We start from the raw sequence: 21,680 nt of genomic DNA, 5'->3' as shown, positions 1-21,680 counted from the left end.
TCAGCGCGACAGCATCTCCAGGGCCGCCATCGCGGCGTTGTGGCCGCCGATCCCACTGACGGCGCCGCCGCGCCGGGCGCTCGACCCGCACAGCAGAACACCCTCGACACCGCTCGAGACCCCCCACCGATCCGCGGGGGTCTCGAGCGGTTCGTCGTCCGCGGCCCACGGCCACGACAGGTCGCCGTGGAAGATGTCGCCGCCCAGCATCCCGAGATCCCGCTCGAGGTCGGCCGTCGTCCGTGCCTCGACGCACGGCGAGCCGTCCGGCGTCCGATGGAGCACGTCGGCGATCGGTTCGGCGAGCACCGCGTCGAGCGAACGCTGCGCGGCGACCCACAGGGCGTCCCGGTCGACGGCGCCGTCCGCGACGAGCCGGTGCGGGACCTGCAGTCCGAACAGGGTCAGCGTCTGCGCGCCCGAGGCCCGCAGTTCCGGCCCGAGGATCGACGGGTCGGTGAGGGAGTGGCAGTAGATCTCGGCCGGCAGCGGATCCGGGATGCCGCCCTCCGCCGCCCGGTCGTAGGCGGCATCCAGCTGCGACAGCGTCTCGTTGATGTGGAACGTCCCCGCGAACGCGGCGCGCGGGTCCACCGCCGTGTCGCGCAGACGCGGAAGTCGCGAGAGCAGCATGTTGACCTTGATCTGCGCGCCCTCGGGCGTCGGCGCTTCCGTCCCCGCGGCGCCGCCCGCGCGGAGCAGGCGGTCGAGGACCGCCGCACCGACTCCGCTCAGCAGCACCCGGGCACCGAGCCGCTCGCCGTCGGCGAGGGTGACCTCGCCGTCCGGCGAGGCGGCGACGACCTCGGCGCCGGTGCGGATCTCGGCGCCGGCGCCCCGCGCCGCCCGCTCGAGCTCGCCGCTGACCGCACCCATGCCGCCGACCGGGACGTCCCAGTCCCCGGTCCCGCCGCCGATGACGTGGTACAGGAAACACCGGTTCTGGCGCAGGGAGGTGTCGTCCGAGCGCGCGAACGTGCCGATCAGTCCGTCGGTGAAGGCGATACCGCGTGCGATGTCGGTCTGCAGGCCGTCGCGCAGGAACTCCCCGAGCGGGCGGGCGGTGACCGCCTCCCACAGCGCGTCGTCGCCCACGGCGGCGCGGGCGTCGTGCTCCCGTGGCAGCGGCGCGGTCACGGTGGGGAACAGCGCCGCGCCGAGCGGGGCGAGACGCTCCGAGAAGCGCGCGAACCGGCCCGCTTCGTCGGCGTCGCCGGTGGCCCGCGCGAAGCTCGCGGCGGTGGCCGCGGCATCCGCGTTGTCGATGAGGATGCCCCGGCTCGGGTCGTCCGGCAGGGGCGTGTACGACGAGTAGCGGCGGCGTTCGAGGCGGATGCGCAGCCCCAGGTCGTCGATGACGGTGCGGGGGAGCAGGCTCACGAGGTACGAGTAACGCGAGAGGCGCGCGTCGACGCCCGCCCACGGCCGTTCCGAGACGGCGGCGCCGCCGACGTGGTCCTGCCGCTCCAGCACCGTGACGGTGCGTCCTGCCCGGGCGAGGTACGCGGCGGCGACGAGGGCGTTGTGGCCTCCGCCGATGATGACGACGTCGCGGCTGGCGCTCATAGTGCCCAACCTAGCGGCGTAGCGTGGAGGGATGGATGCCGCTGCGCTCGCCGACCTCGCCCTCGACATCGCCCGCGAAGCCGGCGCCCTCGCCCGGCAGCGCCGCGAGGAAGGTGTGGCCATCGCCGCGACGAAGTCCGCGATCGCCGACATCGTGACCGAGGCCGACCGCGAGGTCGAGGCGCTCATCCGTGCGCGGCTCGCCGCCGAGCGCCCGGACGACGGCTTCCTCGGCGAGGAGTCCGGTGCCGAGCGGGGCACCTCCGACATCACGTGGGTGGTCGACCCGATCGACGGCACGGTGAACTACGCCTACGGGATGCCGCACTACGCCGTCAGCATCGCCGCGGTCTCCGGTGAGCCGACACCGCCCACCTGGACGGCGCTCGCGGGCGTCGTGCACAACCCGGCGGTGGGGGAGACGTTCCACGCCGTCCGCGGCGGCGGTGCCTGGCGGGGCGAGCAGCGCCTCGCGGTGTCGCAGGTCGGCGAAGCCGGCGGGCTGGTGGCGACCGGATTCGGGTACGACCCGAAGCACCACGAGGGCGACCTCGCCCGCGTCGCGGCGGTCATGCCGCTCGTGCGGGACCTCCGCCGTGCCGGCGCGGCCTCGCTCGACCTCGCGTACGTCGCGGCGGGGCGCCTGGACGGCTATTTCGAGCGCGGTCTGCATCCGTGGGACCACGCCGCGGGTGCGCTGCTGGTGACCGAGGCGGGCGGCCTCGTAACCGGTGCGCCGGACGGATTCCCCGGCCGCGAGATGACGGTCGCCGCCGGACCGGACCTCCTCCACAGGATCGTCGCTGCGATCGGGTTGTGAACGGACATGCCATTCTCAGCCCCGTCGTGTAGCGTGTTTATCTGATCGTTACCTTCGCTGCCCGAGCGGAGGATTCTGACCTTGCAGCCCGCGGCCCCCGCCGCTCTACCCGAGAGCCCGCACGTTTGACTTTCGAGACCTCCCCCACCGACGCGCCCGCAACGCATCGCGACCGGCATTCCCCTGTGTCCGGCGCCACGCCGCTGACCCGTGCGGAGCTTCGGCGCCGCGCCGCCGCCGCTCCGGCTGCGAGCGAGGCCGAGGTCGCCGCGGCGCAGGCTGTCGCGGCGATGGGCGAGGTCATCGCAATGGTCCAGGCGAGCGAGACCCCGGCGCTGCGCCGTCGTCGCGACCGTGCCGCCGCGTCGGCGGAGTCCACCGTCGCCGAGTCGGAATCCGCGAGCCGCGAGTCCGCGTCCCCCTCGATCGTCGAGTCGGTCGTCGCTGAGACCCTCGCCGAGGCGCTCTCGGATACCTCCGCCGCCACCCTTCCTCTTCGTCGCCGTACGCGCACCCCGCGGACGGCGACGGTCGTTTCGCCCGTCCCCGAAGCTCCGCGGGTGCCCCAGTTCCTCGACGAGACGATCGTCCTGCCGTCGGCGTCCTCGACCCACACCTCGCCGCAGGATGCGGGCCCCGCCGTCGACGAGTTCGAGTTGGCGGCGAAGGTGTTCTCCTTCACCGGTGAGACGCCCGTCCAGGTCGCCCGGGCCGCCGTCGACGCCGAGGAGCACGCACGGCGCACGACCCGCGTCCGCATGGCCGAGCAGCCGCGCCGCCCGCGACGTGGTCGCGTGCTGCTGAAGCGGGCTGCTGCGGCATCCTTCTCGATCAGCGTCGTGGGTGTCGTCGGTCTCCTCGCCATCGGGACGACCACTCCCGTCACCGCCGTCGGTGCGTTCGGTCAGGACGTGAGCGGCGACATCTCGCTCGCCGCCCAGGCCACGGACGCCGACGCCCCCGAGATCCAGGCGTACGTCGCCGGCTCAGACGCCGGTGAGACGACGCTCGCCCGGTCGGGGGAGTACGACATCGAGTCCATGGCCGACGTGGCCGCCCAGTCCGGTGTGACGCAGTTCGCCGGCACGTGGGTGAACGACGAGACGGCCGCCGTGCAGTGGCCGTTCCCGGTGGGTGTGCCGATCTCGGCGCAGTTCGGTTCGAAGTCGTACCTGTCGAAGTTCTCGCGCCCGCACCGCGGCACGGACCTCACGTCGGGCGCCGGCGCCGAAGTCCACGCCGTCGCCGCGGGCACCGTCCGCATCGCGACCGAGGCCGGCGGCGACTACGGCGTCACCGTCGTCATCGACCACATCATCGACGGCAAGCTCGTCTCGACCCGGTACGGCCACATGCAGTACGGATCGCTGCGGGTCTCGCCCGGCGAGACGGTCGACGCCGGTGACGTTATCGGGCGGGTGGGGAGCACGGGCAAGTCGACGGGTGCCCACCTGCACCTCGAGGTGCTGCTCGGCGGCACCACCCGGATCGACCCCATGCCGTGGCTGGAGGAGCACACGGAGGGCTGACCCGTGACATCGGGGATGCCGCGACTCTGGTATCCTCTTCTAGTTGCCCGCGTGCGGGCAGCACGCCCCGATAGCTCAGTGGCAGAGCACTTCCATGGTAAGGAAGGGGTCGTCAGTTCAATCCTGACTCGGGGCTCGCAGCATCTCTCGGATGCTCGTGGCGGGGTAGCTCAGTTGGTGAGAGCGCACGACTCATAATCGTGAGGTCGCGGGTTCAAGCCCCGCTCCCGCTACGCAAAACCCCCGGCTCCACCCGGGGGTTTTGTTGTTCTCGTGTGCCGGGTGCGCGGGCCGATATGCTCGCCGCATGCTGCCAGGGCGCGCTCCACGAGCACTGGGTCTTCCCGGCCACGGCGCGGGTGATCGAACGCGCGAGGTGACGACATAGTTAGCCGGCGATCGTCGCTGTCCGTTGCGGCCACGGTCCTCACGGTCACGGTTCTCTCCGCATGCAGCGCCGGCTCCCCGCCGACGGGTCCTCTGTTCGAGGACGTCCCGGACGGGGCGCACGCCTATGTGTATGTGGCCAAGGGGCAGCCCATGGAGTTCACCGACGGCTTCGACACCTTCGCCGCACCCGAGGATTCCGACGTCGTCATCGAGTCGGTCCGATCGATCGGTGACTCCGACGAGGTCACTGTGATCGGCACGCTGCTCTCCGGTCCTCTGGGCGAGAACGGCATCTGGCAATCGTTCGACGCCTATCCGCCGGTCGAGGGACTCGATGGCGACACGTTCGAGGCGGCCGGGGCACGCATCCCCGCGGGGTCGGGGCACTATCAAATCCTGATCGGGTATCGCGGCGACCTCACGAGGATGTCCGTCCGGCGAGGAGTCGAGGTCACCTACCGGATCGGGGACACGACATACCGGGACACGTTGCGGGCAGGCATCGTCATGTGCCCACCCGATGAGGAACAGGCATGCGGCGACGAGATGGACCAGCTCGTGGACGAGCTCGCCGACACCAGCTGAGCAGAGACTCGGGGTGTCGTGTCCGGGGTCAGCCCGCGGTGGACGCCCGCACCACCAACTCGGGCGGGAACACGGTCTTCGGGACCGCGTGCAGACCGTCATCAACGCGGGCGCCGGGCTCGGCGTGCTCGTGTCGGACCGGTTGCGCTGTTCGCGGACGAGCAGCGGGTCGGCATCGTCGCGGCGTGGCGCGCGCAGTGACGGGCGTGCTGCTCGTGTGGAGCACCCGCGTCTTCGTCGACAGCCCCGCGGCCGGCGTCCTCGCGAGTCCTGACCGGTCTCGCGTACGCAGATGCAACAGATCTGGCGCGACACGCCGCTCCGCCGGGGCGGGCGTCGGCGTGTCGGGCCGGATCCCTTGCATTCGTGAACGGGTCAGAGGTCCTCGGGCGACAGGTCGCCCTCGCCCTCCTCGCCCAGTTCGACGACCACGGGGTCCTCACCCTGCGATTCGGGCTGGATGTCGCTCGCGGCATACGTCTCTTCGGGGTCCTCCGCCGGGGCGTCGTCGAGGGGGCGCCCCTCGAACTCCGCGTCGGCCGCAGCGGTGTCGCCGACGGTCGTGTCGCCGAGCGGCGCATCGGCCGGGTCGAGGCGGATGCCGTCGTTGTCGCCGGTCTCGGGTGTGCTCATGTCGCGGTCCTTCCTCGCGTGCCCGGGCGGTCGCACCGGGGCATCCACTCTGCGCTTCCTCGCCATCGGTCCGCAGGGGCTGTCGCCCACCGGGCGCCTCGGCTACCCTGCCGCGATGACCACCCGGCTGCTCCTGATCTCCGACACGCACATCCCCGGCCGCGCCCGGCGCCTGCCCGACGCAGTACTGCGAGAAGCGGATGCCGCAGATCTCATCGTCCATGCCGGGGACTGGGTCGCGGCATCCGTCCTCGACGACCTGCGGCAGCACGGCGACGTCCTCGGGGTCTACGGCAACAACGACGGCGAGGACCTGCGCGCCGTTCTGCCGGAGGTCGCGCGCCGCGAGGTCGAGGGCGTGCGGATCGCGGTCGTGCACGAGACGGGGCAGAAGCAGCGTCGCGAGGAACGGATGGACGTCGCCTACCCGGATGCCGACCTCCTGGTCTTCGGCCACAGTCACATCCCGTGGGACACGACGACGCCGCGCGGGATGCGGCTGCTCAACCCGGGTTCGCCGACGGATCGGCGTCGGCAGCCCCACCACACGTTGATGACGCTGGAGCTCGCGGACGGCGGCATCCGCTCTGCCCGGCTCCACAGCATCTGACGAGGTGCCCTGCAGGTGGGCTTCCTGCTGCTCGCCCTGGCGGGCGGCTCTTTCGTTGCAAGTGGGGCCGCGGGCGCGTTCAGCGGCAAGGTCCCGGCGGTCGTCGTGGTGCGTGTCGGCATCCTGGCCGAGATCGTCGGCATCGCGTGGGCCGGGTTCATCATCGGACCGGATGCCGCCTGGGGCTGGCTCATTCCGGCGCTCGCCGTGTACGGGTTCGGCGTCGGACTCGCGACGGCGCAGCTCACCGGCGTCATCCTGCAGGATGTCCCGGTCGAGAAGTCGGGCCAGGGGTCGGGCATGCAGTCCACCGCGCGCCAGGTCGGCTCGGCGCTGGGCGTCGCGATCCTCGGGACCGTGCTGTTCACGACGACCGGAGGTGTGCTCGCGGCATCCCTCGACGACGCCGGCGTGCCCGCCGCGCAGGCCGACACCGTCGTCTCGGCCGTCGTCGATTCGGCCGGCGCCGCGATCGCCGGGTTCGAGGCGGACCCGGCGCAGGCGCAGATCGCGGATGCCGCGCGCACCGCATTCTCGGACGGCACCCGCGCTTCGGCGCTGACCGCCGCGGGCTTCTTGGTGATCGGCCTCGGCGCGACCTTCGCCCTGGGCTCGGGGCGCCGGCGCGAGGAGTCTCAGGAGCCGCGGCCGGCGGAGCGCGTCCAGGGGTCGTAGTCGACCTCGAGCGGCTCCTGCGTAGGCCGCTCGGACTCGGGGACGTGCTGCAGGTTGACGCGGACGCGGTACCAGAGCGAGCTCGACCCGCGCATACCGTCGACGAGCACGTCGGCGGGGGAGAGGTGACGGGTGACGTCGGAATGCCGCGCCTTCCACCGGTCGAGACCTTCGAGGGCCTCGTCCTTCGTCGCGGCGCGTGAGATCTCGATGAGCGGCATCGTCGACTGCCGGCGCCCGGTGCCGTCGCCGGCCCGGGGCGCCTTCTCCGCGGGCCCCAGCTGCTCGGCGAGGTCGAGCAGTCGGCCCAGCGAACCGGGTGCGTCGTCGATGCCCGCGTGCGCGTCGCCGCGCTCGGCGAACAGGGCGGGAACCGTGCGCACCGTGAACGCCTCGGGGCGGACCTCGCGCAGGTCGTCCCAGTCGACCGGCATCGACACGCGGGCGTCGGGGACCGGGCGCACCGAGTAGGCCGAGGCGACCGTACGGTCCTTCGCGTTCTGGTTGAAGTCGACGAACACGCTCTCGCCGCGTTCCTCCTTCCACCAGTGCGCCGTGGCGAGCCCCGGCGCCCGGTTCTCGACCTCGCGCGCGAACGTCTGCGCGGCCAGTCGCACCTGCGGGTAGTCGTGGGCTCGATCGGTGCGGACCAGGATGTGGATGCCGCGCGACCCCGACGTCTTCGGCCAGCCCACGAGCCCGACGTCGGCGAGCACGTCGCGCGCGACGAAGGCGACGTCGACGATCTGCGCCCAGTCCACGCCGGGCATCGGGTCGAGGTCGATGCGGAGCTCGTCCGGGTGGTCGAGGTCGTCGGCGCGGACCGGATGCGGGTTGAGGTCGAGGCATCCGAGCCCCACCGCCCAGACCAGGCCCGCGGCATCCCGGATCACCGCCTCTTCGGCGCTCGTCCCCGAGGCGTAGCGGAGCGTCGCGGACGACACGAAGTCCGGCCGGTTCTCGGGCACGCGCTTCTGGAAGAACGCCTCCTGGCCGATGCCCTTCACGAAGCGCTTCAGCACCATCGGGCGGTCGGCCACGCCCCGGAGCGCGCCGTCGGCGACGGAGAGGTAGTAGTCGGCGAGGTCGCGCTTGGTGATCCCCGGCTCGGGGAACACCACCTTGTCGGGGCTCGAGAGCCGCACCACGTGCCCGTCGACCTCGAGCGTGACCGCGTCGTCCTTCTTCGCCATGCGCCCGGTCTACCCCGCCCGCGCCGGCCCCGCCACGGGGTTGCGGAGCGGGGTGTCTACGATCGAGAGGTCCCGTCCGGCATCCCTCCTGGAGGTCCCATGTCCACGCCCGTGTCCGGCACGGCCGCACTCGACCACGCCGCCGACCTGGCCGACTTCGTCGCCGCCTCGCCGTCGAGCTACCACGCCGCAGCCGAGGTCGCCCGTCGACTGCGCGAGGTCGGCTTCCGCGAGCTCGACGAGCGCGAGGCCTGGCCGGCGCAGCCGGGTGGCCGGTTCCTCGTGGTCCGCGACGGTGCGGTCCTCGCCTGGATCGTCCCGGAGAGAGCGGATGCCGCGACCGGCGTCCACGTCTTCGGAGCCCACAGCGACTCGCCCGCCCTGAAGCTCAAGCCGCGCCCCACGACCGGGTCGCACGGGTGGCTGCAGGCCGGCGTCGAGGTCTACGGCGGGCCGCTGCTGAACTCCTGGCTCGACCGTGAGCTGCGCCTCGCGGGTCGCCTCGTGCTCGACGACGGCACGAGCGTCCTCGCCGCGACCGGACCGCTCCTGCGTCTGCCGCAGCTCGCGATCCACCTCGACCGCGAGGTCAACGACGGGCTCGCCCTCGACCGGCAGCGGCAGACCCAGCCGGTCTGGGGTCTGGGGGACGCCGATTCGGCGGATCTGCTCGGCGAGCTCGCGGCGCAGGCCGGCGTCGACGCGACCCGCATCCGCGGATACGACGTGGTCACGGCGGATGCCGCACGCGGCGTGGTCTTCGGCAAGGACGATGCGTTCTTCGCCTCGGGGCGGCTCGACGACCTCGCGTCGGTGCACGCCGGTGTCGTCGCGCTCGCGCGCGCGGCGGACGGGTTCGACGGGGAGCGCATCGCGATGCTCGCCGTCTTCGACCACGAGGAGGTCGGCTCCGCCACCCGCTCGGGTGCCGCGGGGCCCTTTCTCGCCGACGTACTCGAGCGGATCCAGCTGAGCCTCGGCGCCGACCGCGAACAGCAGCTGCGCGCCCTCGCGTCGTCGTGGTGCGTCTCGAGCGATGTCGGTCACGCCGTGCACCCCAACTACGCCGAGAAGCACGACCCCGTCGTCCAGCCGCGGCTGGGCTCCGGCCCGATCCTCAAGATCAACGCGAACCAGCGCTACGCGACCGACGGCGCCGGGGCCGCTGCGTGGCACGGCTGGTGCGAGACCGCCGGTATCGGCTCGCAGGAGTTCGTCTCGAACAACGCGGTGCCGTGCGGCTCGACCATCGGTCCGATCACGGCGACGCGACTGGGCATCGCCACGGTCGACGTCGGCATCCCGATCCTGTCGATGCACTCGGCCCGCGAGCTCGCGGGCGTCACCGACCTGTACGACCTCGCCCGTGTCGCCGAGGCGGTCTTCACCTCCTGAAACGGCGGATGCCGCGGGCCCGCCGACGTCGTGTCGGGGACCCGCGGCATCCGGGGGCGTGCGGGGGTCAGTACCAGCCGTTGGACTGGGAGTGGCCCCATGCGCCGCAGGGGCTGCCGTAGCGGCCGTCGATGTAGCCGAGGCCCCAGGCGATCTGCGTCGCCGGGTTCGTCTTCCAGTCGGAGCCGGCGCTGCCCATCTTGCTGCCGGGCAGGGCCTGCGGGATGCCGTAGGCGCCGCTCGAGGAGTTGTAGGCCTGGTAGTTCCAGTTCGACTCCTTGTTCCAGAGGGAGACGAGGCACGAGAACTGGTCGTCGCCCCAGCCGTAGTTTCCGAGCATGCTGCGCGCGGTCGCCTGCGCGGCGCCGGCGGACGTGCCCGAGGCGGCGCGCTTGGTCGTGCCGGCGGAGCTCGACGAGCCCGACGACGACGAGCCGGAGGAGCTGGACCGGGATGCCTCGGCCGCGGCAGCTTCTTCGGCGGCCTTTTTCTCGGCAGCGGCCTTCGCCGCAGCCTCGGCCTTGCGCTTCTCCTCGGCCAGACGCTCCTTCTCCTTCTGAATGGCGGCGTCCAGGCGGCCCTGGAGCGCGCCCGTCTGCTCGTTCACCTCGGCGACCGCCTCTTCGACGGCGGCGGTGGCGTCGCGCGTGTCGAGCAGCAGCGGGAGGGCGGAGACGTTCTCGAGGTCCGAGACGGCCTGAGCGAGGTCATCGGTTTCGACCGTGGTGTCGTCCGTACCGACGTCCAGCTTCGAGGTCGCGATGTCCGCGGTGACCTTCTTCGAGGCTGCGACCGCGTCGTCGGCGCGGTCGAGGGTGGACTGGATCTTCGAGGCGGGGACCGAGGTGGCGACGCCGGCGGTGATCGAGTCGGGCAGTGCCTTCGTGAACGAGGCCAGCGCGATCGCCGGGGTCGATTCGGCACGTGCCGTGGCCGGAGCGGGGGCCATGGCGGTGGCGCTCGCGGCGATGGCGAACGCGGTGGTCAACGTCGTGAGGACGAGGACCGGACGGCGCCGGAGTCGGCGTGCGTCGGTGCGGGTCGTGCGGATGGATCGGCGGGTGGGGGTGGATGGCGTGTCTGTAGGCATGCAGAGAGAATGGTTCCGTGTAGCGAGAACACGCTCCGATGGAGCGCGCGTGTCCGTTCGGGCGGGCACGAGTCGCCCACTCTGTCCCACGTTCCTGGGCGTTACCCGAACGTTACCTGGACAGTGACGTCGTCGACGGTGTCCGAAAAAGACCTGGTCACGATCCCTGGGAAGTTGCTGACGCCGCCCATCGAATGTCGTCAGCGATATATCGTTGGGTATCGGTCACCATCTGGAGGAGACATCATGAACAGCTCATTCGGCTCGCAGGGCTTCGGTTCGGGCGGCTTCGGCGGCGGCGGTCGCGGCTTCGGATCGGGGTCCCAGGGCTTCGACCTCAGCGGCCTCGGCGCGAATCTCATGGAGGCGTTCGAACAGTTCCGCACCCAGTTCGACCAGCGTCCCGCATCGCCCCGGATGAGCCGCGGCGACGTCCGCACCGCCGTGCTCGCCCTCCTCGCCGAGAAGCCGATGCACGGGTACCAGATCATCCAGGAGATCGACTCGCGCAGCGGCGGCTCGTGGAAGCCGAGCGCCGGCTCGGTCTACCCCACTCTTCAGCTCCTCGCCGACGAGGGCCTGATCGTCGCCGAGGAGGCGAACGGTCGCAAGACGTACTCGCTGACGGACGCCGGCCGGATGGTCGCCGAGGAGGCCGTGGGATCGGCCCCGTGGGAGACCGCCGCGCCGCAGAAGGAGCACCCGCACCGCGCGACCGCGCTGCCCAAGGCGGGTGTCGAGCTCGCCCAGGCCGCCGCGCAGGTGGCGCGCTCCGGCTCTCCCGAGCAGGTGGCACAGGCCGTCGAGATCCTCGACGAGGCCCGCCGCCGGCTCTACGCCCTGCTCGCGCAGGGCTGACCCGCGTGGCAGCACGGCGTCGGGAAGGCGACGACCTTCCCGACGACCGCGACGCACGGGCGCGCTACCGCCGCATCCTGCGTTTCGCCGCGAGGGCCCTCGTGGTCACGTGGTGGTTCGAGCTGTTCCTTCCCCGGATCGGTCTCGGCTGGATCGGCGTGCGCGGCCGTTCGGCGCGCATGCAGCGGATCGCCCGGCGCTTCCACGCGCTCGCGATCGACCTCGGCGGTCTCATGATCAAGGTCGGGCAGTTCATGTCCTCGCGCCTCGACGTGCTGCCGCCCGAGATCACCAAGGAGCTCGAAGGTCTGCAGGACGAGGTCCCCGCCGTCCCGTTCCCGCTCATCCGTGCCGAGGCCGAGGGCGAGCTCGGGGTCACCCTCGACCGCGCGTTCGCCGCCATGGAGACCGTGCCGGTGGCCGCGGCATCCCTCGGCCAGGCTCACCGCGCACGACTGTCGTCGGAGGACGCAGCCCTGACCGGGCTGGACGCCGTCGTCGTGAAGGTGCAGCGCCCGGGCATCCAGGACATCGTCGACACCGACCTCGCGGCACTGCGCCGGGTCGGCAGGTGGCTGAGCCACGTACGGATCGTGTCGGACCGCGTCGACGCGCCGCAGCTCGTCGAAGAGTTCGCCGAGACGAGTCTCGAGGAGATCGACTACCTGCACGAGGCCGCCAACGGCGAGAGGTTCGCGGCGGACTTCGCCGGCGACCCTCGCGTCGGCGTCCCCACCGTCGTCTGGGAGCGCACCTCGCGGCGCACCCTGACCCTCGAAGACGTCACGGCCATCAAGATCACCGACCACGAGTCGCTCCGGGCCGCCGGCATCGATCCCGCCGAGGTGGCGCAGGTGTTCGCCTCCGTCATGTTCGACCAGGTGTTCACGCACGGGTTCTTCCACGCCGACCCGCATCCGGGCAACATCTTCGTCACGCCGATGCCGACGACGGATGCCGCGGGTCCCGCGACCCCGCCGTGGCGGCTCACGTTCATCGACTTCGGGATGATGGGCGAGGTTCCGCCGAGCCTGCGCGCCGGTCTCCGCCGCCTCATGATCGCCGTCGCCGCGCGCGACGGCGTGGCCCTTGTGCAGAGCATCCGCGATGTCGGCGTCCTGCTGCCGAGTGCCGACACGAGCGAGCTCGAGCGCGCCATGACCCAGCTGTTCGCGCGCTTCGGCGGGATGGGCTTCGCCGAGCTGCGCGAGGTCGACCCGCGGGAGTTCCGCGCGTTCGCGATCGAGTTCCAGGACGTCGTGCGGACGCTGCCGTTCCAGCTGCCGGAGAACTTCCTGCTCATCGTGCGCGCCATGTCGCTGACCTCGGGTGTCTGCAGCGCCCTCGACCCCGCGTTCAACCTGTGGGATGCCGTCGAGCCCTATGCCTCGCGTCTCGTCCGGGAGGAGGGGCGCAACGCCGTGACCGACGTGCTGCGGCGCGCGGTGACCTCGCTGACGACCGCTTCGCGCCTGCCGGGCCGCGTCGACGACCTGATCACCCGCGTCGAGGACCATCGCATCACCCTGCCCGACCCGGCGCTGGAGCGTCGCGTCGGGCGGCTCGAGCAGCTCGGCCGTCGCACCCTGTCGGGCATGCTGTTCGCCGGCCTTCTCGTCGGGGGCGCGGTGATCCGCCCCGACGATCCGGTGCTCGGCGGTGTCCTCATGACGGGGTCGCTCCTGCCGCTCGCGCACGCCGTGCTCGCGGGGGTCTTCGGCCGCCGCTGGTGAGCGCGCGCCGGCGCCTAGGATGAGTCGGGCGCACCGGTCCGCGGGTGGCGGTGCGCGGAGGAGGCGGCATGGCCGGCAATCGCAGGACCTGGGTGCTCGTCGACGGAGAGAACATCGACGCCACCCTGGGCGGATCGATCCTCGGCCGGCGTCCGCAGCCCGATGAGCGGCCGCGGTGGGACCGCATCCTGTCGTTCGTCGCGGACAGCTGGAACCAGGATGCCCGCGGGCTCTTCTTCCTCAACGCGTCCATCAACCTGCCGATGTCGTTCGTGCAGGCGCTCCTGGCCCTCGGCTACCAGCCCGTGCCGCTGTCGGGAGACCCCGACGAGAAGGTCGTCGACCTCGCCATCCAGCGCACCCTCCGCGCCCTGCAGGACCACGGCGACGACGTCGTCCTCGTCAGTCACGACGGCGACTTCGTCGACGACCTCGGCGTCCTCGCCGACGGCTCGCGCCGTGTCGGCGTCCTCGCCTTCGAGGAGTTCCGCAACGCCGGCTTCGCCCAGATCCCCGGCATCCGCTTCTTCGACCTCGAGTACGACGCCGGAGCCTTCGACGCTCAGCTGCCGCGCGTGCGCATCATCCCGATCGCCGAGTTCGACCCGGAGCAGTTCCTGCGCTGAGCGCGCTCAGGCGAAGCGGACCCAGTTCGCGCCGCGGCCGGTCTCGTACCGGCCCTGCAGGTGCAGGTCCGCGCCGTCGACGCGGTACAGCGAGACGGTCGTCGAGCGCTCGCCCGCCGCGACGAGCAGCGTGCGGTCGTCGCTGACGGCGAAGCCACGCGGCTGCTCCTCGGTCACGACGAAGCCGGTCGGTTCGGAGAGGGAGCCGTCCGGCGCGATGCGCAGGGCCGCCAATGTGCTCGCGGTCCGCTCGGAGGCCCACACGACGCCGTCGGTGAGGTGGATGTCGGCGCCCCAGACGTAGTGGTTCTCGCGGGGGTCCTCGTCGATGACGCTGTGACGGAGCTTCTCGGACGGGTCGTGCGCGGGCGTCGCCGACAGCAGCTCGAGCGTCCCCGCCGCCGGATCGCGCCGGTAACGCAGGACCTCGCCGGTGAACTCCGTCAGGACGTACAGCGTCTGCTCGTCGTCGCCGAACGCGAGGTGACGCGGGCCGCTGCCGGTCGGAGCCGCGGCCACCGGCGGGTCGAGCGGGGTCAGCGCGAGGTCGTCGCCGAGCGAGAACTGCGCGAGGAGGTCGCTCTCGAGCGAGACGAAGTAGGCGTGGCGGCCGTCGCTGCTCGCGAGCACCGAGTGCAGTCGCGGGAAGCGGACCTCGGCGGCGGGCGGGCTGACGACGCCGTACGCGTCGACGGCGCAGACGATCCCGTACCCGCCGGAGTACGCCGCACCCAGCAGCACCGAGCCGTCCCGCGTGAGCGAGAGGTAGTTCATCGCGCCGCCGGGCAGCGGCACGCGGGTCAGCGGGGTGAGGTCGCCCGTCTCGCGGTCGAGGGAGAGGGTGAGGATGCCGGCCTCCGCGTTCTCGTCGTCGGCCTTGACCGACGCGTAGACGAGGCCGCGCTCGGGGTCGACGGCGAAGTTCGAGCATCCGGTGGTGCCGGTCGTGACCGACAGGCGCTCGAGCCCCGCATCCGTCACACGGAACGTGCTGATCGAGGATTCACCGGCATTGGCCACGAGGACGAGCGATGGGGACATGCTTCGATCGTAGGCCGAGGCTCCGCGCGGGCGTCCGCCGGGCCGGGAGTAGGGTCGAGGCATGCGTTTCCTGTCGGGCCCCGCCTCGTGACCACGACACCCCCCGTCGCCCGCACCCCCCGCTACTACCTGGGCGCACTGGGCATCGGCCTGCTCGCCGGGCTCATGTCGGGCATGTTCGGCGTGGGCGGCGGAACGGTCATCGTGCCCCTTCTGCTGACGCTGCTGGTCTTCGATCAGAAGCGCGCCGCCGGCACCTCGCTCGCCGCCATCGTGCCCACCGCCGCGGTCGGCGTCGTGTCGTACGCGGCCGTCGGGGCCGTCGCCTGGGTGCCTGCGCTGATCCTCGCCGCCGCCGCGGTCGTCGGCGCGCAGATCGGTACGTGGCTCCTGGCCCGCCTGCCGCAGAACGCGATCCGCTGGGGCTTCATCGCCTTCCTCGTCGTCGTCATCGTGATGCTCTTCATCGTCGTGCCGTCCCGCGAGGCGGAGTTGCCGCTGACGTGGCTCACGGGAACGGGCCTGGCCGTGCTCGGTGTCTTCACCGGCGTGATGGCGGGGCTCCTCGGGGTGGGCGGCGGCGTCATCGTCGTGCCCGCGCTCATCTTCCTTTTCGGCACGAGCGACCTGGTGGCCAAGGGCACCTCGCTGCTCATGATGATCCCGACCGCGATCTCGGGGACGATCGGCAACCTCCGCCGCCACAACGTCGACCTCGTCGCCGCCGGCGTGATCGGCATCGCCGCGTGCACGACCACCGCCCTCGGCGCGTGGCTTGCGACCCTCGTCGACCCGTTCACGGCGAACGTCCTCTTCGCGGTCTACCTGACCTTCATCGCCGTGCAGCTGTCGATCAAGGCCGTGCGGGCCCACCGCGCCCGCTGAACCGGGCCGGCGCCGGACCCGGACGGTAGGATCGACCGGTGCCCGTGAATCCCGAGTTGCAAGGTCGCGCCTTCCCGCCGACCGCCCCGTACCTCGTCGGCCGCGAGAAGGTGCGCGAGTTCGCCCGCGCGGTGTTCGCGACCGACCCGCAGCACGACGACCCCGAGGTCGCGCGTTCCCTCGGCTACGCCGACGTCGTCGCGCCGCCGACCTTCGCGATGGTGATCCAGGACGCCACGCTGCAGCAGCTGCTGAGCGAGCCGGATTCCGGGATCGTGCTCGAGCGCGTCGTGCACGCCGAGCAGCGCTTCCGCTACACGCGGCCCATCGTCGCCGGCGACGAGCTGACGGGACGCCTGACGGTCACCGGCATCCGCGCCTTCGGGAAGGGTGCGATGGTGACGAGTGAGGCCGAGATCACGGATGCCGCCGGTGACCGCGTCGTCACCGCGACCTCCGTCCTGCTGGTGGGAGGCGACGAATGACCGCCGTGGGCCCGAACCTCGAGGTCGGCGCGGTCGTCGCCGAGCGCACCGTGCACCTGACCCGCGCCGCGCTCGTGCGGTACGCGGGCGCATCGGGGGACTTCAACCCGATCCACTACAACGACGCCATCGCCGAGCGCGTGGGGCTGCCGGGTGTCCTCGCCCACGGCATGCTCACGATGGGCCTCGCCGTCGAGACGATCGTGTCGTGGCTGGGGGACTCCGGCCGCATCCTCGACTACGGCGTCCGCTTCACGCGCCCCGTCGTCGTCGACACCGATGCGGGGGCCGACGTCTCCGTCGTCGCCAAGGTCGGCGCGATCGAGGACGACGCCGTGCGCATCGACCTGACCGTCTCGCACGACGGCACGACCGTTCTCGGCAAGGCGCAGGTGCGCGTGCGCGCGGCATCCTGATGCCCGAGATCGCCCCCGTCCCGCTGTCGCAGCTCACGACGCTCCGCGTCGGAGGGATGCCGCGCCGCATGGTCGAGGCCGCGACGACCGACGAGCTCGTCGCCGCCCTCCGTGACGTGTGGGACGACGGCGAACGCTGGCTCGTCGTCGGCGGCGGGTCGAACCTGCTGTTCGGCGACGACGAGTTCGACGGCACCGTCGTCCTCGTGCGGACGAGCGGCATCGAGCGCCTCCCGTCGCCGCACCCCGGCCGCGTGCGGCTCAAGGTGCAGGCCGGTCACAACTGGGACGACCTCGTCGCGCAGACCGTGGCCGCAGGACTCAGCGGCATCGAAGCCATGTCGGGGATCCCCGGCACCACCGGCGCCGCCCCCATCCAGAACGTCGGCGCCTACGGCCAGGAGATCGTCGAGTCGCTCGTCGAGGTCGAGCTCATCGATGAGGCGACCGGCGAGGTGTCGGTGGTCCCGGCATCCGATCTGGGACTCGGGCTCCGCACCTCGGTGCTGAAGAAGCATTACGGGTCGGTCCCCGAGCGCTCCGCCGTCATCCTCTCGGTCACGCTGGAGCTCACGCAGGTCGGTCACGGCGACGTCCCCGTGCGCGGCGCGCAGCTGCGGTCGGCGCTGGGCCTCGAACCGGATGCCGCGGTCTCGCTCGCGTGGATCCGCGAGACGGTGCTCGACATCCGCTCCCGCAAGGGCATGGTGCTCGACGAGGACGACCACGACACGTGGAGTGCGGGGTCGTTCTTCCAGAACCCGATCGTCTCGGCGCAGTTCGCCGCGACGCTGCCGCCCGAGGCGCCGCGCTGGTCGATGGCGCCCGAGCCCGAGGCCGACCGCGTGATCCCGCTCGACCGGTTCGACGGATTCATCCCGCCCCGCTCGGACGGCCCCGCGCCGGTCAAGATCAGCGCCGCGTGGCTCATCGAGCAGGCGGGGATGCGCAAGGGCTTCCGCCTGCCGGGCTCGCGCGCGTCGCTGTCGACGAAGCACGCGCTCGCCCTCACGAACCGCGGACGCGCGACCGCAGAGGAGGTCGCCGCGCTGGCGCGACTCATCCAGCAGCGCGTGCAGTCCGAGTTCGGGGTGCTGCTGCAGCCCGAGCCGGTGCTCTTCGACGTCGAGCTCTGACCCGAGCCGTCGACCTCGGTGGTCGACGCCCGGCGGGCGCGCGTCAGCCGAAGAGGCGCTGCAGGCGCTGGACTCCCTCGAGCAGCTGCTCCTCACCGAGGGCGTACGACAGGCGCAGGTAGCCGGACGGGCCGAAGGCCTCGCCCGGGACGACGGCGACCTCGGCGCGCTCGAGGATGTAATCCGCCAGCTCGAGCGACGTGTCGATGTGCACACCGTCCCACTCGCGCCCCAGCAGTCCGGTGACGTCCGGGTAGACGTAGAACGCGCCGAGCGGGTTCGGGACCGTGACGCCGGGGATCTTCGCGAGCTCCGAGACGATCAGTCCGCGACGGCGGTCGAAGGCCTGGCGCATCTTCTCGGCCTCGTCCTGCGGGCCGGTGAGGGCGGCGAGGGCCGCGCGCTGCGCGATGTTGTTGACGTTCGAGCTGAGGTGCGACTGCAGGTTGCCGGCGACCTTGATCGCGGCGGCGGGGCCCACCATCCAGCCCACGCGCCAGCCGGTCATGGCGTACGTCTTCGCGACGCCGTTGACGAGGATCGTCTGGCCGGCGAGCTCGGGCACGGCCTCGACGATCGAGACCGCGCGAGCGCCTTCGTAGACGAGGTTCTGGTAGATCTCGTCGCTGATGACCCAGATGCCGTGGGCGAGGGCCCACTCGCCGATCGCCTTCGTCTCATCGGCGGTGTAGACGGCGCCCGTCGGGTTCGACGGCGACACGAACACGAGCGCGGTCGTCTTGTCGGTGCGGGCGGCCTCGAGCTGGTCGACGGTGACCTTGTACTCCTGGTCGGCGCCGGCGAACACCTCGACGGGCACACCGTCGGCCAGGGCGATCGCCTCGGGGTAGGTGGTCCAATACGGCGCGGGCAGCAGCACCTCGTCGCCCGGGTTCACGACCGCCTGGAAGGCCTGGTAGACGGCTTGCTTGCCGCCGTTGGTGACGATCACCTGCGACGGGGCGACCTCCAGCCCCGAGTCGCGCAGCGTCTTCGCGGCGATCGCCTCGCGCAGCACGGGCAGACCGGCCGCGGGGGTGTACCGGAAGTTGGCGGGATCGCGCAGCGCCTCGGCCGCGGCATCCACGACGAACTGCGGGGTCGCGAAGTCGGGCTCGCCGGCCGCGTACGAGACCACCGGTCGTCCCGCGGCCTGCAGCGCCTTCGCCTTCGCGTCGACCTTCAGGGTCGCGGACTCGGCGATCGCGCTGAGCTTCGTGGAGACGGCGGGCGTGCGGGGGGCGGCAGCGTGTTCGGTCACCCTCCGAGCGTACCGTCGGGCGCAATGTCGCGGGATGCCGACCGGCACCCTGTCCGGCCGGTTCAGCGCGTCGGGCGCGTCAGGATCTCGTTGCCGGATTCGAGGATCGCGACCGTGTGCTCGGTGTGGGCGGTGCGGCATGCGGTCGCGCTGCGCAGCGTCCAGCCGTCCTCGTCGACCTTCAGTTCCTCGGTGTCGACCATGACCCACGGCTCGATCGCGAGCATGAGTCCGGGGCGCAGGCGATACCCGCGGCCGGCGCGGCCGATGTTCGAGACGTGCGGGTCCTGATGCATCGTCGTGCCGATGCCGTGCCCGCCGAACTCGGTGTTCACGGGGTAGCCGGCACCGGTCAACACGTCGCCGATCGCGGCGGAGATGTCACCGATGCGCGCGCCAGGCTGGGCGGCTTCGATGCCGGCGGCGAGGGCCTCCTCGGTCGCACGGATGAGGGCATCGTTCTCGGCGTGGGGCGCGCCGCCGACGGTGAAGCTGATCGCGGCATCGGCGGCGACCCCGCCCGTCTTGATCGCGAGGTCCAGCGTCAGCAGGTCACCGGCGGCGACACGCTGGTCCCGCGGACGGCCGTGCAGCACGGCGTCGTTGACGGCGGTGCAGATGTAATGGCCGAACGGGCCGCGGCCGAACGACGGCGCGTAGTCGACGTAACAGGACTCGGCGCCGGCGCCGAGGATCATGTCCTTCGCCCATGCATCGATCTCAAGCAGGTTCGTGCCCGGCTTCACGCGCTCCTTGATGCCGTGCAGGATGTCGCCGACGAGGCCGCCCGTCGTGCGGGCGCGGTCGATCTGGTCGGGGGTGAGGATCTCGATCACGAGGCAGTCCGTTCCGGTCGGCAGGCGCGACCTCTCATCCTACGCCCGCCCGGATGGTTCCCAGCCCGGCTCCACTACGGTGGATAGGTGAGTGACCCCCAGACCCCGACCGAGCCCGCAGACACCCCCGCCCTCCCCGGCTTCGACGAGCTGGGCCTCACCGGTCCCGTCCTCGCCGCCATCAAAGACCTCGGCTACGAGACGCCCTCCGCGATCCAGGCCGCGACCATCCCCGTCCTCCTCGGCGGCCGCGACGTCGTCGGCATGGCACAGACCGGCACCGGCAAGACCGCCGCGTTCGCGCTGCCGATCATGGAGAACCTCGACCTGACGCAGAAGACGCCGCAGGCGCTCGTGCTCGCCCCCACCCGTGAGCTCGCGCTCCAGGTGTGCGAAGCGTTCGAGTCCTACGCCGCGCGCATGAAGGGCGTCCACGTCCTCCCCGTCTACGGCGGTCAGGGCTACGGCGTGCAGCTGTCGGCTCTCCGCCGCGGCGTGCACATCGTCGTCGGCACGCCCGGCCGCATCATGGACCACCTCGAGAAGGGCACCCTCGACCTCTCGCAGCTGAAGAACCTCGTGCTCGACGAGGCCGACGAGATGCTGAAGATGGGCTTCGCCGAGGATGTCGAGCAGATCCTCGCGCAGACCCCCGCCGAGAAGCAGGTCGCCCTGTTCTCGGCGACGATGCCGGCATCCATCCGCCGTCTCGCGCAGCAGTACCTGCGCGACCCGGAGGAGATCACGGTCAAGACCAAGACATCCACGAACACGAACATCACGCAGCGGTATCTGATCGTGTCGTACCAGCAGAAGGTCGACGCCCTCACCCGCATCCTCGAGGTCGAGGACTTCGACGGGATGATCATCTTCGTCCGCACGAAGAACGAGACCGAGACCCTCGCCGAGAAGCTGCGTGCCCGCGGGTTCAGCGCGGCGCCCATCAACGGTGACATCCCGCAGCCGCAGCGCGAGCGCAGCATCCAGCAGCTGAAGGACGGCAAGCTCGACATCCTCGTCGCGACCGACGTCGCCGCGCGGGGCCTCGACGTGGAGCGCATCAGCCACGTCGTGAACTTCGACATCCCCACCGACACCGAGTCGTACGTGCACCGCATCGGCCGCACCGGTCGCGCCGGCCGCACCGGCGACGCGATCAGCTTCGTCACGCCGCGCGAGCGCTATCTGCTCGCCCACATCGAGCGAGCGACGCGTCAGGCGCCCACGCAGATGCAGCTGCCGACGACCGAGGACATAAACTCGACCCGTCTCGCGCGCTTCGACGACGCCATCACGGCGGCGCTCGCCGAGACCGACCGCATCAACGGGTTCCGCGACGTCATCGCGCACTACGTCCGCAACCACGACGTGCCCGAGCAGGACGTCGCCGCGGCGCTCGCCGTCGTGGCGCAGGGCGAGACACCGCTGCTGCTCGACCCCGAGCGCGACGAACTCGCGAAGGCGGTCGCCGCCGACGCCGAGCGCGGCACGCGCAAGGACCGTCCGGCGCGCGCCGACGGCCCCCGTGAGCGTCGTGGCAAGGGCGACTTCACGACGTACCGCATCGCGGTCGGACGCCGGCAGCGCGTCGAGCCCCGGCAGATCGTGGGCGCACTCGCGAACGAGGGCGGCCTCGGCCGCGACGACTTCGGCGCCATCACGATCCGTCCCGACTTCTCGCTCGTCGAGCTCCCGACGAACATGGATGCCGGCGTCCTCGACCGCCTGCGCGCCACGCGCATCTCGGGTCAGCTGATCAACATCGCCCCCGACCGGGGACGCCCCGGCCAGCGGGGCGGTGATCGGCGCCCGTTCGACGACCGCCCGAAGCGCAGCTTCGACGACCGTCCGCCGCGGAAGCCCCGGCACAAGGACTGACCGCACGAAGAGGGGGCGGATGCCTGAACAGGCATCCGC

At 71.7% G+C, this 21,680-nt stretch carries 21 protein-coding genes and 2 tRNA genes; 16 read left to right on the top strand and 7 right to left on the bottom strand.

Features of this window, described 5'->3' with window-relative positions:
- Entirely contained in the window at positions 1 to 1,566 is a 1,566-nt protein-coding gene (locus AB0P29_RS04385) for an NAD(P)/FAD-dependent oxidoreductase (protein ID WP_363378784.1), read from the bottom strand.
- 31 nt (positions 1,567 to 1,597) lie between these two features.
- Between AB0P29_RS04385 and AB0P29_RS04380 the strand changes: the two genes are divergently transcribed.
- From AB0P29_RS04380 to AB0P29_RS04360, 5 genes are all read left to right on the top strand, one after another.
- Positions 1,598 to 2,386 carry an inositol monophosphatase family protein gene (locus tag AB0P29_RS04380; protein WP_253035627.1) on the top strand — a complete coding sequence of 263 codons (789 nt, stop codon included), beginning with the start codon at positions 1,598 to 1,600 and terminating at the stop codon, positions 2,384 to 2,386.
- Positions 2,387 to 2,571: 185 nt separating this feature from the next.
- A complete protein-coding gene (locus AB0P29_RS04375; RefSeq protein WP_363378781.1) occupies positions 2,572 to 3,915 on the top strand; it encodes a M23 family metallopeptidase in 1,344 nt (447 codons plus the stop codon).
- Positions 3,916 to 3,979: 64 nt separating this feature from the next.
- A tRNA-Thr gene (locus tag AB0P29_RS04370) sits at positions 3,980 to 4,051 on the top strand.
- Positions 4,052 to 4,074: 23 nt separating this feature from the next.
- Positions 4,075 to 4,148: transfer RNA gene (locus AB0P29_RS04365), tRNA-Met, on the top strand.
- 307 nt (positions 4,149 to 4,455) lie between these two features.
- Positions 4,456 to 4,890: a hypothetical protein gene (locus tag AB0P29_RS04360; RefSeq protein WP_217530727.1), complete on the top strand. Its 435-nt coding sequence runs from the start codon at positions 4,456 to 4,458 to the stop codon at positions 4,888 to 4,890.
- 375 nt (positions 4,891 to 5,265) lie between these two features.
- Here AB0P29_RS04360 and AB0P29_RS04355 read toward each other — a convergent pair whose 3' ends face one another.
- Positions 5,266 to 5,523: a hypothetical protein gene (locus AB0P29_RS04355; protein ID WP_217530731.1), complete on the bottom strand. Its 258-nt coding sequence runs from the start codon at positions 5,521 to 5,523 to the stop codon at positions 5,266 to 5,268.
- 115 nt (positions 5,524 to 5,638) lie between these two features.
- Between AB0P29_RS04355 and AB0P29_RS04350 the strand changes: the two genes are divergently transcribed.
- Together AB0P29_RS04350 and AB0P29_RS04345 are read left to right on the top strand one after the other, a co-directional pair.
- Positions 5,639 to 6,133 carry a metallophosphoesterase gene (locus tag AB0P29_RS04350; protein ID WP_363379052.1) on the top strand — a complete coding sequence of 165 codons (495 nt, stop codon included), beginning with the start codon at positions 5,639 to 5,641 and terminating at the stop codon, positions 6,131 to 6,133.
- A 15-nt stretch (positions 6,134 to 6,148) separates the two neighbouring features.
- Positions 6,149 to 6,808, top strand: a complete 660-nt coding sequence (locus AB0P29_RS04345) for a hypothetical protein (RefSeq protein ID WP_363378779.1) — start codon at positions 6,149 to 6,151, stop codon at positions 6,806 to 6,808.
- On the opposite strand, the gene ligD is transcribed toward AB0P29_RS04345, so the two are convergent.
- Complete coding sequence (ligD, locus tag AB0P29_RS04340) at positions 6,769 to 8,001, bottom strand: non-homologous end-joining DNA ligase (RefSeq protein WP_363378777.1); 1,233 nt, start codon at positions 7,999 to 8,001, stop codon at positions 6,769 to 6,771. The genes AB0P29_RS04345 and ligD overlap by 40 nt on opposite strands.
- A 99-nt stretch (positions 8,002 to 8,100) precedes the next feature.
- Here ligD and AB0P29_RS04335 point away from each other — a divergent pair, with 99 nt between their 5' ends.
- Positions 8,101 to 9,396, top strand: coding sequence for a M18 family aminopeptidase (locus AB0P29_RS04335; RefSeq protein ID WP_363378775.1), 1,296 nt, complete (start codon positions 8,101 to 8,103; stop codon positions 9,394 to 9,396).
- Positions 9,397 to 9,463: 67 nt separating this feature from the next.
- Here the strand turns inward: AB0P29_RS04335 and AB0P29_RS04330 are convergent, their stop codons facing one another.
- A complete protein-coding gene (locus tag AB0P29_RS04330; RefSeq protein WP_217530740.1) occupies positions 9,464 to 10,486 on the bottom strand; it encodes a hypothetical protein in 1,023 nt (340 codons plus the stop codon).
- Positions 10,487 to 10,732: 246 nt separating this feature from the next.
- Between AB0P29_RS04330 and AB0P29_RS04325 the strand changes: the two genes are divergently transcribed.
- From AB0P29_RS04325 to AB0P29_RS04315, 3 genes are all read left to right on the top strand, one after another.
- Complete coding sequence (locus AB0P29_RS04325; RefSeq protein WP_064002954.1) at positions 10,733 to 11,344, top strand: PadR family transcriptional regulator; 612 nt, start codon at positions 10,733 to 10,735, stop codon at positions 11,342 to 11,344.
- 5 nt (positions 11,345 to 11,349) lie between these two features.
- Positions 11,350 to 13,077, top strand: coding sequence for an AarF/UbiB family protein (locus tag AB0P29_RS04320; protein WP_363378772.1), 1,728 nt, complete (start codon positions 11,350 to 11,352; stop codon positions 13,075 to 13,077).
- 68 nt (positions 13,078 to 13,145) lie between these two features.
- Positions 13,146 to 13,703, top strand: a complete 558-nt coding sequence (locus AB0P29_RS04315) for an NYN domain-containing protein (RefSeq protein ID WP_064002956.1) — start codon at positions 13,146 to 13,148, stop codon at positions 13,701 to 13,703.
- Positions 13,704 to 13,709: 6 nt separating this feature from the next.
- Here the strand turns inward: AB0P29_RS04315 and AB0P29_RS04310 are convergent, their stop codons facing one another.
- On the bottom strand, positions 13,710 to 14,744 hold the full coding sequence (locus tag AB0P29_RS04310) for a beta-propeller fold lactonase family protein (RefSeq protein ID WP_363378770.1): 1,035 nt from the start codon (positions 14,742 to 14,744) through the stop codon (positions 13,710 to 13,712).
- An 87-nt stretch (positions 14,745 to 14,831) separates the two neighbouring features.
- Between AB0P29_RS04310 and AB0P29_RS04305 the strand changes: the two genes are divergently transcribed.
- From AB0P29_RS04305 to AB0P29_RS04290, 4 genes are read left to right on the top strand one after another with little or no spacing between them, the layout of a single operon-like run.
- Entirely contained in the window at positions 14,832 to 15,629 is a 798-nt protein-coding gene (locus tag AB0P29_RS04305; RefSeq protein ID WP_363378768.1) for a sulfite exporter TauE/SafE family protein, read from the top strand.
- A 38-nt stretch (positions 15,630 to 15,667) separates the two neighbouring features.
- Positions 15,668 to 16,114 (top strand): MaoC family dehydratase N-terminal domain-containing protein, encoded by a 447-nt coding sequence (locus tag AB0P29_RS04300; protein WP_363378766.1) that lies wholly within the window; start codon positions 15,668 to 15,670, stop codon positions 16,112 to 16,114.
- Entirely contained in the window at positions 16,111 to 16,530 is a 420-nt protein-coding gene (locus AB0P29_RS04295) for a MaoC/PaaZ C-terminal domain-containing protein (RefSeq protein WP_363378764.1), read from the top strand. The genes AB0P29_RS04300 and AB0P29_RS04295 overlap by 4 nt, the downstream gene beginning before the upstream one ends.
- On the top strand, positions 16,530 to 17,666 hold the full coding sequence (locus AB0P29_RS04290) for a UDP-N-acetylmuramate dehydrogenase (RefSeq protein ID WP_363378762.1): 1,137 nt from the start codon (positions 16,530 to 16,532) through the stop codon (positions 17,664 to 17,666). Before AB0P29_RS04295 ends, AB0P29_RS04290 begins: the two co-directional genes overlap by 1 nt.
- A 43-nt stretch (positions 17,667 to 17,709) precedes the next feature.
- Here the strand turns inward: AB0P29_RS04290 and AB0P29_RS04285 are convergent, their stop codons facing one another.
- Both AB0P29_RS04285 and map read right to left on the bottom strand, forming a co-directional pair.
- Complete coding sequence (locus AB0P29_RS04285; RefSeq protein ID WP_363378759.1) at positions 17,710 to 18,927, bottom strand: pyridoxal phosphate-dependent aminotransferase; 1,218 nt, start codon at positions 18,925 to 18,927, stop codon at positions 17,710 to 17,712.
- 62 nt (positions 18,928 to 18,989) lie between these two features.
- Positions 18,990 to 19,763: a type I methionyl aminopeptidase gene (gene map, locus AB0P29_RS04280; RefSeq protein WP_363378757.1), complete on the bottom strand. Its 774-nt coding sequence runs from the start codon at positions 19,761 to 19,763 to the stop codon at positions 18,990 to 18,992.
- Positions 19,764 to 19,850: 87 nt separating this feature from the next.
- Here map and AB0P29_RS04275 point away from each other — a divergent pair, with 87 nt between their 5' ends.
- Positions 19,851 to 21,641, top strand: a complete 1,791-nt coding sequence (locus AB0P29_RS04275; RefSeq protein ID WP_363378756.1) for a DEAD/DEAH box helicase — start codon at positions 19,851 to 19,853, stop codon at positions 21,639 to 21,641.
- The last annotated feature ends 39 nt before the right edge of the window (positions 21,642 to 21,680 follow it).

Origin of the sequence: Microbacterium sp. NPDC080220 (assembly GCF_040686395.1) — a bacterium.
Taxonomy (GTDB): Bacteria; Actinomycetota; Actinomycetes; order Actinomycetales; family Microbacteriaceae; genus Microbacterium; species Microbacterium gawkjiense.
The sequence above is the reverse complement of the archived record's forward strand: the minus strand, read 5'-3'. Positions and strand labels throughout refer to the sequence as shown.